Raw genomic sequence first — 10,807 nt, forward strand, 5'->3', positions numbered from 1 at the left:
AGCTTTTCTAGAATGGCATTTATTTCAACGTTGAATGAGTACAACAAGGAATAGTATGGATACCGTATTAAAGGACAAATCTGACCATCAGAGTTTGTTGGTGGGTTTTGTTGAGCATCCCGAGTCTCAAACCGAGAAATATAAAGAGGCTGGCATTTGGCGAGATACTCCACTTTGGGGGATTCTTAGTGAGGGTGTAGAGAGAAATGCCGAAAAAGTAGCTGTTTCAGATTCAACGGGTTCTTACTCATATAAGAAGCTATTAGAAGAATCAGATAAAGTGGCAGCGGGTTTAGTTGAAAGTGGTTTAAATGCTGGGGACAGGGTTGTCTTCCAAGTTTCGAATAGCATACATTTTGCTACCGTATTCTTCGCATTACAGCGTGCGGGATTAGTTCCTGTCTTGGCGCTTCCTGCGCATGGAATTGCAGAAATCAGTCACTTTGTAAAAGTGTCTGGAGCATCCGGATATATCGGATCAAATTTAGATAAAGATGGAAAGGCGGAACAGATAGCGAGCGAATTGTCGCAAGATTTACTCGATGCTAAGCATACTTTTATAGTGGGAGAGTCGAATCAATTTCAGCCACTTCCTTTAGGAGATATCAGCCAGTTTAAACCCGCTGAACCAAACCCTAATGATCCTGCACTTTTTCTGGTATCTGGAGGGACGACAGGTCTACCAAAACTCATCCCAAGAACTCACAACGACTATCGATATAATATTGAGAGTTGCTCTCAAGCAAGTGAGTTGTCAGACCAAGAGGTTTACCTTGCTGTTTTACCTGCTGCACATAACTTCACTTTGGGGTGCCCTGGTCTACTTGGCGCACTTCAGTCGGGTGGAGAAGTTTTCTTTAGTGCCAACCCAAGCCCTGATTTTTGTTTTGATCTCATTGAGAAGCACGGGGTGACTGCAACCGCCCTTGTTCCGGCGTTAGCGCAGTTGTGGACTGCAGCTAAGGAATGGGAACAGGCAGATACATCCAGCCTAAGGCTCATGCAAGTTGGAGGCTCAAAGCTTGCTTATACCGACGCACTAGCGGTTCAAAAGGTTTTCCCTGGAGCTTTGCAACAAGTGTTTGGCATGGCGGAAGGTTTGATTGCCTGTACTCGGCTTGGTGATGATTCGGAGCTTATTGCGACTAAACAGGGCAAGCCAGTGAGTCATTGGGACGAAGTGCGAGTGGTCGATGGTGAAGGAAAGGCTGTCTCAGTTGGCGAAGAAGGAGAGCTATTGACGCGAGGTCCATACACATTAAGAGGCTACTATAGAGCTGATGAACATAATCAACGTTCGTTTACTGATGACGGATTTTATCGCAGTGGTGACAGAGTTGTTGTAGATGGGCAAGGCTATATTGTAGTGACGGGTAGGATCAAAGACGTTGTTAACAGAGCTGGTGAATGCGTTGCAACGGATGAAATTGAAGAACAGTTATTGGCGCATCCGAATGTAGCTCAAGTTGCTGTTGTTCCTGTGCCCGACAAACATTTAGGTGAGCGTATTGGTGTTGCTGTTGTTAGAAAAGGATCTACCCCAACTCTTCAAGACCTAAGAGCATTTTTGAAAGAGCAGGGAGTTGCGTCATTCAAGCTTCCTGATGAGATAAATATTGTATCTAGCCTCCCTAAAACAGCGGTAGGAAAGATTGATAAAAAGCGAGTACCAGGACCGGATGGTACTCCTTGGGTAAGTACGAAAATTTAAATGAATTATGGGCTGCAATGTGCAGCCCATATTATTTTAAAAAACCCCAGTATACTGATTGAATATGATTTGATAATAAGATACATTCTCATTTCTCTTTTGAGCGAGAGCTTTTACTTTTTCATATTTATCAAGCAGTAAACAGCTGGAGTAAGAGTAGGGTATGAAGTTGAAAGGAAATTAACGTGTCATCTTTAAAGAAACCAGAAGCTTGCGAGAGTCTTAACGATATCAGGGTTGGAATCGATACTCTCGACAAAGAAATTGTTCAGATTCTTTCCAAGCGAATGAGATATGTGAAAGCCGCGGCCCAATTTAAACCTGATGAAGAGAGTATCCCTGCACCCGAGCGTGTGCTGGTGATGTTGGAAGATAGGAAGAAATGGGCTATTGAAGCTGGAATATCGTCTGAATACGTCGAGTCATTATTCTCAAATATCATTGAATGGTATATCAATCAGCAAATTAAGCATTGGCGTACTATTCGAGGGCTTTCAAATGAAGAATCGGAGAATCCGGTATCTTAAAGCTCAGTAATATCCTGAGTAATTTGGTAAGCAATCAGAGCATTAAACTTTATCTATTATCAATTTTGGCTTTAGTTGCAAAGCGCGAATAAAAATCTGGACATAAAACGAAATCATCTAGCGTCAGGCGCTAACTAAAGTGTTAAGGACTATCACAAATGGCTATACCTAAAATTTCGAGTTATGACTTGCCACAGAATAATGAGTTTCCAGAAAACAAAACTGATTGGAAAATCGATTCTAGCAAGGCAGTCTTATTGATTCACGATATGCAGGAATATTTCGTGAATTACTATGATGTTAATGCTTCACCAATGTCAAATATATTGGAAAATATTCAAAAAATTAAGAAGCAAGCTAAAGATGCAGGTATTCCAGTGGTTTACACCGCACAGCCAGCTAATCAAGATCCTAAAGAACGAGCTTTACTCACTGATTTTTGGGGACCAGGTCTTAACGGCGACCACACTCCAATCGTTTCAGAATTAGCACCAGAGCAAGACGACATTGAATATGTTAAATGGCGCTATAGCGCATTTAAGAAAACGCCTTTGCTGGATTACATGAATGAGCACAATAAAACTCAGCTCATCATAACTGGTATTTATGGTCACATTGGTATTCTGTCTACCACATTAGATGCATTTATGTTGGATATTCAGCCATTTATTGTTGGTGATGCTATCGCTGATTTTACTCGTGAAGATCATGTGCATACTCTCCATTATGTTGCAGGTAGAGCAGGCAGTATAAAAACACTTGAAAGCGCAGTTGAAGAAATACAACAGAATAAGAGTGAATCTCTAAGTCTTAATGTATTACAGTCTGATGTTGCTGAAACATTGGGGCTGTCTGCCGAAGACATTGATGTAAACGAAAATCTAATGTTTATGGGATTAGATTCTATGAGAGCGATGACTCTTGTAGAAAAGTGGAATAAGCAAGGAGCAAACGTATCGTTTTCTCAGCTTATAGAAGCAGTGTCACTACAAGAATGGTGGCAAACAATAGAAGCAACAGTCAGCAATAAAAAAGAAGAAGTGTCAGCGTAATTGTTCGACACGGTGGCTCCAAAAACTTTTATTACATAAGGGGTAAACCGATGAGCGATAATCCTGAACGCGTGCATCCGATGTTACTAGATTTCGTGCGTAAGGAATATATTTCTAAGAACTTACTGCGAGTAACAGTAACGGGTAATGATCTAATAGGGTTTCCTGAAGATCAGAATGGAGCACATATAAAGTTATTCTTTGCAAATAGAGAAACGGGTATTTTACAGCTCCCATTTAGAGATGGCGAGATCATAACTTGGCCGGAACATAAACCTGTGGCAAGGGCGTACTCTGTACGTCGATATCGCGCAGACAAGAACGAGCTGGATATAGATTTTGTTATTCATGGTGATAATACTCCCGGTGGCGGATGGGCAGCAAAAGCTAAAAAGGGAGACACAATTGGCTTGATTGGTCCTGCTGGACCTAATCCGTTATTGGAACCAGCGGATTGGTACATTATTGCTGGTGATTTAACAGCGGTACCTGCTATTAGCGCAATACTTGAAGAGTTGCCCTCAGATTCAAAAGGGTACGCGTTCATAGAAATTGATGAAATAGAAGATCGACATGACATCAATCATCCAGAGGGAGTTTTGGTTGAATGGATTGTGAGACAGCCTAAAAGTGGACGCATTCACTTGCTTGATGCCATCAATAGTATCGCACCACCTGAGGGAGTTTCGACCATTTCGGCTTTCATCGCTGGTGAAAATGAGAGTGTTATTGCTTGCCGTAAAAAGCTTAAGCAAGATTACCAACTTTCTAAGAAAAACATGTATGCCATTCCTTACTGGAAACGAGGTAAGGACGAAGAGGCCTATCATGCCGAGCGTCACGAAGTCATGGATGAAGAATACTAACTCCTTCTAGTACATCTAATAAAAAAACCGAACTCATTGAGTTCGGTTTTTTTTACTGGTTCTGAGACCATTGAAAATTAAGCTTGAGCGTATTCCTCTCGAAGCTTTTTCTTGTTGATTTTACCTACTGAAGTTTTTGGTAATGAATCGACAAATTTAATGAGATCAGGAATTTTGTAGTCCGCTAAGCCGCAATCACGCAAGAAGTATTTCAGCTTGATCGGATTAACTTCGAAGCCCTCTGCCTTCACGATCACCGCGCAGCTACGCTCACCCAGGTAGTCATCAGGAATAGCAACCAACGCGGCATCATGAACACCATCATGGCGAAGCAACTGGTTTTCAACTTCTTCGGCAGCAATCTTCTCGCCACCTCGGTTAATCTGGTCTTTATCTCGACCCGTTACGATGATATTGCCCTCTTCAGTGAGTTTGACAATGTCCCCAGTGCTATAAAACCCGTCTTGACTAAACGAACGGCGATTATGCTCTTCTGCGCGGTAGTAGCCGCGAATCGTGTAAGGTCCCTGAGTCAGAAGAAAACCTTCTTCCCCTGTCGGGACAAGGTTTCCATCTTCGTCTACCACCTTTACCTGATCATGCTTAGAAATAGGTCGACCTTGGGTAGAAGCAATGACTTCAATCGGATCATCCAGTCTAGTGTAATTAACCAAACCTTCAGCCATACCAAATACCTGCTGAAGCTGACAGCCCAGCTTTGTCGGCAGTTCTCTAGCGGCAGTTTCGCTAAACTTTGCTCCTCCCACCTGAACCAATTCAAGGCTCGAAATATCATGGTGAGTGGATTGAGCTTGATCCATCCACAGCAATGCTAACGGCGGGACTAGACCAGACACTGTTACGTTATGATCTTCAATCAGCCTGAATGCAGACTTTGGAGTTGGATCCTGGGTTAACACAACGGTTCCGCCCGCAAAAAAGACGCCTAACGCACCTGGAGAACTCAATGGAAAGTTATGAGCAACGGGCAGTGCACAAAGGTAACGTGTGTTCTCATCAAATTCACAGATAACGTTGCTGCCAACCACACTGTAAGCGTAATCATTGTGTGTACGAGGAATCAGCTTTGGTGTTCCCGTCGTGCCACCAGACAGTTGGAAGAAGGCCAAATCTGATGCGTCTGCAGTTTGGGTATGATCGGGTTGCCCTTTAATCTCATCCAGTGCAGTGAATCTTTCGTCTTTAATGTTTGAAGAGTCGCCTCTTACCAAGACATGTTTAAGTGCGTTGTCTTCGCTAAGAACTTGCTTTGCCAGTTCCTGATAGTCAAACCCAGTGTGGTCGCCATCGATAATGTAGGCTTTTGCTTCAGCATGGGCGCAAAAATAAGACACTTCAGAAAATCGATGGGCAGGCAGAGCTAATACGGGTCGAATGCCTTTCTGCAATAATGCGAAGTAGCAGAGATAGAACTCAGCGACGTTCGTCATTTGCAGCACAACATTATCACCTTTTTCCAAACCCAGAGATTGAAATCCAGACGCCAGCGTGGAGATTCGTTCAGCTAAATTCTGGTAGGTAAATTGGCGTTCACCACATACAAGAGCAATGTGGTCACCAAACTGAGCGACGGAATGTTGGAAACGGTCAAAAAGTGTCTTGTCTTCCCAGTATCCTAGAGCCTTGTATTGAGTGACCAGAGAGTCTGGCCACAAGGTAAAATCTAAATGATTATTCAATCCCACAAATTCACCTATGCTGTCAGCATGTCTTTTAGCTGGATACCAGCGGCGGTCAAAATGGTGTTCATCTTCGCGCCTGTTTCATCCAGCTCACTTTGAGGCTGAGATTCATCAACAATGCCCGCGCCGGCAAACACTTTCATTTGTCGCTTCTGCACTTCAGCACAACGGATGGTCACTACCCATTCACCGTTGCCTCTTGAGTCACACCAACCCACCATGCCCGTAAAGTAACCGCGATCGAACTGTTCCAGTTTTCTGATTGCGTCGTATGCTTTTTCACGTGGGTAACCACACACCGCTGGGGTAGGGTGTAATTCTGCAGCCACCTTCAACACGTTGATTGCTGGGTCATTAACCTGTCCTTCCAGAACAGTTGAAAGGTGCAGCATCGTTTTGGTTTCGATAACTGAAGGAATCATTGGTGTGTAGAGGTTGTAGCAGTATTGGCTCATTACACGCTCAACTTCTTCTACAACCAGACCATGCTCGTGGAGATCTTTGTTTGTGTTCAACAAAGAATTGACTGAGCTTTGGTTCTGTTCATCTGAATCAGAACGTGGGCGAGAACCAGCCAGCGGGTTGGAGATCAAGTGACTCCCTTTTTTTGCCACTAGAAGTTCTGGGCTTGCACCCATTAGCTTTTGCTCGTCACTGATGTTTGCAGCAAAGGTATACCCCTTAGAATTGATCGATAAAAGATTACGGAGTAGAGCCTGCTGTTGAATATCGGTATCAGTGGCGACTTCAATTGCACGAGAAAGTACCACTTTAGACAGTTCAGTATTGGCAAACATGTCCAGTAGATCAGAAACGCCTTGCTTGTAATGATGACCACTTGGCGAAGAGATAACTCTTGCGTCGGAAGAAGATTGCGAATTTGGTCTGAGTGCCCTTGTACTACTTGAAACGTACAGTTTTTCAGGAACAATAAATTTGGTCGGGTTTTCTTCGTTAAACGGTACAACACCAAATAGGACAGGATTATCCGATTCACTTTTCTTAGCTGCTTGGAGCATTTCGTTCGCTTTTTCAGCCAACTTTGAAAATTCAATAGGCTCGTGGAATTCGTTTTCAACTCCAGAGCCCATCATTGTGTTATTTGGGGAAGCGAAGAAAAATGGAGACGACAACAGCTCGCTATCCAACAGCTCACTTTCCATTTTTGAGTAGCCAATCACTTCTCTTTTCATAACAGATCCCTCTTGAAAATTAGATCGTGATGAAAGCCTTTGTACAGAATCGTAAGAGCGACTCAGTCATAGGTTTGTTCATCATCAGGTTGCTTATTTTTGGGACTAAGATTACAGTTACCAACGACCAAATGCTAATGATAATAATTACCATTTGATATTAATTCTCATTATTGGATATTGGTCACATTTCATGGCAATTTTTATTAAGGATATGTTAACGAGATTGCTTTTTTGATTACTTTTCATTCGGTTATTTGCAAATATGCCAAATTTTCTTGATGCACAGCACGTTTTATTGACAGGGGCTGCAAAAGGTATTGGGTTTAGTACGCTAGAAAGTTTATTAGACGCAGGGGCGAAGGTATTAGCAACGGACATAGATGAGCAATTGCTCGCCAAAAAGTCTGATTTCCTATCTACACAATTCCCGGGACAACTTCGAATAGCGAAATTGGATCTATCACAACCCGAGTATGTTAAGGAACGAATTCATGGTTGGATTGAAGAGTACGGCGAATTCGACCATTTGGTGAGTTGTGCAGGTATTCTTCATCTTGGGGCTTTGTCTGATATGCCATTTGAGCAAGTTGAGCACACATTCATGGTGAACTCGTTTGGGGTATTGGCTGCGATGCAGGCTGTATCTATAAGCATGAAACAGCACGGTAAAGGCAATATCGTTGTTGTTGGTTCTAATGCGGCGAACACGCCGAGAGCGAATATGGGAGCTTATGCCGCTTCAAAATCTGCACTGCATATGTTTGTAAAGTCGATTGGTATTGAGTTAGCGCCTTTGGGGATTCGCTGTAATATTGTGAGTCCTGGCTCTACGCGCACAGAAATGCAGCTGCAGCTTTGGAATGAAAATTATGGTGAAGACCAAGTCATAGCTGGTAATGCCGAGCAATTTAGGTTGGGCATACCACTCAAGAAAATTGCAGAACCTGAGGATATCGCGAAAACCATTTTGTTCTTGATGTCAGAAGGGGCTAATCATATCACCATGCATGACTTGCGAGTGGATGGTGGTGCCACATTAGATAACTAAATTGGTTGTTTACATGAAATAAAAGGAAAGCGGTGCGATGCACCGCTTTTTGTATTCAGCTTTATTAGAAATCGCTACGTAGGGTAATCGATTGCTTATTTGGGTTAAGCAACGGTGGAAAACTGCTTGCGCTCGGCTACAGATACCGCTTCAGAAAAGATATTCAAAATATCAATGGTATCTTCCCAGCTCAAGCATTCATCAGTGATCGACTGTCCTTTGGTCAATGGAAAGTCACCGATTTTTTGCGCGCCACCAACCAAGAAACTCTCTGACATAACACCAGCTATATATTGCTCACCCTCTATAATTTGATTGGCAATATTTCTGGCTACATCCAATTGGTTTTTGGCCACTTTAAGGCTGTTACCATGACTGCAGTCAACCACTAGACGAGGGTTGAGATCGCTTGCTTCAAGTTGTTTGGTCACTTCACAAACGTGTTCATTGGAATAATTTGGCTGCTGACCACCTCTCAGGATGATATGTCCGGCTGGGTTTCCTTTGGTCATCGCAGCGATAGGCGCGTCTCCAAAACCAGGTACACAGATAAGGTGGGAGGAATTCGCGGCGTGAATGGCGTCAATTGCGATATTTACGTTACCGTCAGTTCCATTTTTAAATCCGATGGGACAAGGAATGCCCGATGCCATTTGTCTATGGGTTTGAGACTCTGTTGTTCTGGCTCCAATCGCACCCCAGCAAATAAGATCAGAAATGTACGGGTAAACGGTGGTATCTAAAAACTCGGTTGCTGTAGCCAGTTTCAAATCAACAACGTCTTTCAAGAATTGACGAGCAACAAACAGCCCTTTTCTCATGTTATGGCTATCGTCTAAATCTGGATCGACAATCAACCCTTTCCAGCCTACTCGTGTACGGGGTTTTTCAAAGTAAGTTCTCATTACAATCAGAAGTTGATCCTGATACTGGCTCTGAATGCTAGCCAGTTTTCGAGCATATTCCAGACCTGCTTCAGGATCATGAATCGAACAGGGACCAATGATCACCAATAATCGACTGTCTTCACCATTCAGAATCTGGGTGATTTCTGCTCTTTTCTGGTTGATGAATGATTCACTCTCTGAATCCAACGCTATTTCATTTACCACATCAGGCACCCTAGGAAGGGTACCAATAGGTGTTGAGTGAATCAGCTTTTGTAGCTCTTGCATCCTTCCTCCTACAAGAAGTGTTCCTTGATGCTTTACCTTTAACGAAGTTGAGTCCAACTATGCAACAAGTTGGATTAATTTTTAAACAAATGATAATCATTATCATTTTGGCGTTGGGATTATTAAGATATGAGAAGCATAATGTCAAGTCTATTATCTGGGCTGAACTCAGTATTCTAGATAAGAAAATCAATGATATGGCGTTAAGCTATTCAAATACTCATCAAACTTCAGTGATATACAACCGATCTCATTTATTAAAATGATAATAATTATTATTAATGTTTGAGTTGAGCCTAAATGTGGTGTATTTAAATAATCAATTTTGCCATTGGGCACATTTTTAATGGATTAAATACAAATGAAAGAACTGACAACCATACAAGCAGCTTATTTGGTCGGCAGACAATCTGGTCAATCGATGGGAGGGGTTGCCGCTCATATTTATGCGGAATTTGATGGGGAAAATATTAATGAGGAGCGGTTAGCATTTGCGGTAACCAGACTTTATGCTGGTCATCCTATGCTAAGAATGAAAATCACCCCTGAAGGGCAGCAGACCATTTCTCCTTTGTCCTCAATTCATAAGCTTGTTGTCGATAACGTCGAACATTTAAACTCAGAAGACACCGAGTCATTTTTACTAAACAAACGTGCCACTAAAACGGATCAAAAACTCGATTTAGAAAACGGTCAATGTATAGAAATTAGCGCCACTTTTCATTCAAAAGGTCAATGCCGCCTTCATATTGACGTGGATATGATTGCTGTTGATGCGCAGAGTTTTCGAATTTTAGTAGAAGAGTTAGCCAAATTTTACACAAATGAACAATCTGGAAATGACGCTCCACAAGGGGTTCCTTTCTTTGAATATTTAGAAAGACAAGCCGCAGACAAGTACTTAGTCTCAAAAAGAAAAGAAGATAAAAAATGGTGGCAAGAACGATTGGAAAGTGTTGCAGATGCGCCTGCATTTCCTTACGTTAGCGAGAATATTGACCGTCAACATGGTCACAGTCAGCGATTTACTCATTTGTTCACACCTGACGAAAGAGCGTCTATTGAAAGCCTGGCTAAAACGCATCGTTTAACTCAGACTCAGCTCTTTTTGACCTTGTTCTCACAAGCTATTGGGAGTTCTTGTAACGCTCCGGATTTCCGATTGAATGTGCCCACCTTCCATAGAGGGTTTTATGAAGGTGATGTCGACGCCATCATTGGTGATTTTTCCAACTTGCTGATTTACAGCGCCAGTTTAAAAGCGCAAGAATCTACTCTTAACCATTGTCGTCGCACAGCCAATCAGCTTAATCAATTACTTAGCCATGAACACTATTCAGGTGTTGCGTTGATGCGTGATCTCTCTCGTCATCATGGTACGGTGCAAGCTTCACCAGTTGTATTTACTTCGGGTCTGGATTTTGATGGAGATAACCTGTTCACTGATGCCGTCACCAAGGCATTCGGTAAGATGAATTGGGTGATCTCTCAAGGTGCTCAGGTAACTTTAGATGCTCAGATAGCCCCCG

Annotated in this window: 9 protein-coding genes; 6 read left to right on the plus strand and 3 right to left on the minus strand. The window is 42.6% G+C overall.

Features of this window, described 5'->3' with window-relative positions; genetic code table 11:
- Positions 1 to 55: 55 nt before the first annotated feature.
- From RH89_RS17825 to RH89_RS17840, 4 genes are all read left to right on the plus strand, one after another.
- Positions 56 to 1,711, plus strand: coding sequence for a (2,3-dihydroxybenzoyl)adenylate synthase (locus tag RH89_RS17825; protein WP_004405079.1), 1,656 nt, complete (start codon positions 56 to 58; stop codon positions 1,709 to 1,711).
- A 185-nt stretch (positions 1,712 to 1,896) separates the two neighbouring features.
- Positions 1,897 to 2,238, plus strand: a complete 342-nt coding sequence (locus RH89_RS17830; protein ID WP_004405086.1) for an isochorismate lyase — start codon at positions 1,897 to 1,899, stop codon at positions 2,236 to 2,238.
- 158 nt (positions 2,239 to 2,396) lie between these two features.
- Entirely contained in the window at positions 2,397 to 3,290 is an 894-nt protein-coding gene (locus RH89_RS17835; protein ID WP_004405088.1) for an isochorismatase, read from the plus strand.
- Between the two features lie 50 nt (positions 3,291 to 3,340).
- A complete protein-coding gene (locus RH89_RS17840) occupies positions 3,341 to 4,156 on the plus strand; it encodes a siderophore-interacting protein (RefSeq protein WP_004405090.1) in 816 nt (271 codons plus the stop codon).
- A gap of 77 nt (positions 4,157 to 4,233) precedes the next feature.
- Here RH89_RS17840 and RH89_RS17845 read toward each other — a convergent pair whose 3' ends face one another.
- Both RH89_RS17845 and RH89_RS17850 read right to left on the minus strand, forming a co-directional pair.
- Positions 4,234 to 5,862, minus strand: a complete 1,629-nt coding sequence (locus RH89_RS17845) for a (2,3-dihydroxybenzoyl)adenylate synthase (protein WP_004405094.1) — start codon at positions 5,860 to 5,862, stop codon at positions 4,234 to 4,236.
- 8 nt (positions 5,863 to 5,870) lie between these two features.
- Positions 5,871 to 7,052: an isochorismate synthase gene (locus tag RH89_RS17850; RefSeq protein WP_004405096.1), complete on the minus strand. Its 1,182-nt coding sequence runs from the start codon at positions 7,050 to 7,052 to the stop codon at positions 5,871 to 5,873.
- Positions 7,053 to 7,317: 265 nt separating this feature from the next.
- Between RH89_RS17850 and RH89_RS17855 the strand changes: the two genes are divergently transcribed.
- Positions 7,318 to 8,103, plus strand: a complete 786-nt coding sequence (locus RH89_RS17855; RefSeq protein ID WP_004405100.1) for a 2,3-dihydro-2,3-dihydroxybenzoate dehydrogenase — start codon at positions 7,318 to 7,320, stop codon at positions 8,101 to 8,103.
- A 104-nt stretch (positions 8,104 to 8,207) separates the two neighbouring features.
- Here RH89_RS17855 and RH89_RS17860 read toward each other — a convergent pair whose 3' ends face one another.
- Positions 8,208 to 9,278, minus strand: a complete 1,071-nt coding sequence (locus RH89_RS17860) for a 3-deoxy-7-phosphoheptulonate synthase (protein WP_004405101.1) — start codon at positions 9,276 to 9,278, stop codon at positions 8,208 to 8,210.
- A 361-nt stretch (positions 9,279 to 9,639) separates the two neighbouring features.
- Here RH89_RS17860 and RH89_RS17870 point away from each other — a divergent pair.
- Positions 9,640 to 10,807, plus strand: a 1,168-nt coding sequence (locus tag RH89_RS17870; protein ID WP_004405103.1) for a condensation domain-containing protein, incomplete at its 3' end; no start/stop codon positions are given.

The sequence above is a fragment of the Vibrio nigripulchritudo ATCC 27043 genome (genome assembly GCF_000222685.1).
Taxonomy (GTDB): Bacteria; Pseudomonadota; Gammaproteobacteria; order Enterobacterales; family Vibrionaceae; genus Vibrio; species Vibrio nigripulchritudo.

Excerpts from the sequence above, each read along its gene's own strand:
- RH89_RS17840 (WP_004405090.1), top strand. The coding sequence starts at position 3,341 with ATGAGCGATAATCCTGAACGCGTGCATCCGATGTTACTAGATTTCGTG.
- RH89_RS17855 (WP_004405100.1), top strand. The coding sequence starts at position 7,318 with ATGCCAAATTTTCTTGATGCACAGCACGTTTTATTGACAGGGGCTGCA.
- RH89_RS17825 (WP_004405079.1), top strand. The coding sequence starts at position 56 with ATGGATACCGTATTAAAGGACAAATCTGACCATCAGAGTTTGTTGGTG.
- RH89_RS17860 (WP_004405101.1), bottom strand. The coding sequence starts at position 9,278 with ATGCAAGAGCTACAAAAGCTGATTCACTCAACACCTATTGGTACCCTT.
- RH89_RS17835 (WP_004405088.1), top strand. The coding sequence starts at position 2,397 with ATGGCTATACCTAAAATTTCGAGTTATGACTTGCCACAGAATAATGAG.
- RH89_RS17850 (WP_004405096.1), bottom strand. The coding sequence starts at position 7,052 with ATGAAAAGAGAAGTGATTGGCTACTCAAAAATGGAAAGTGAGCTGTTG.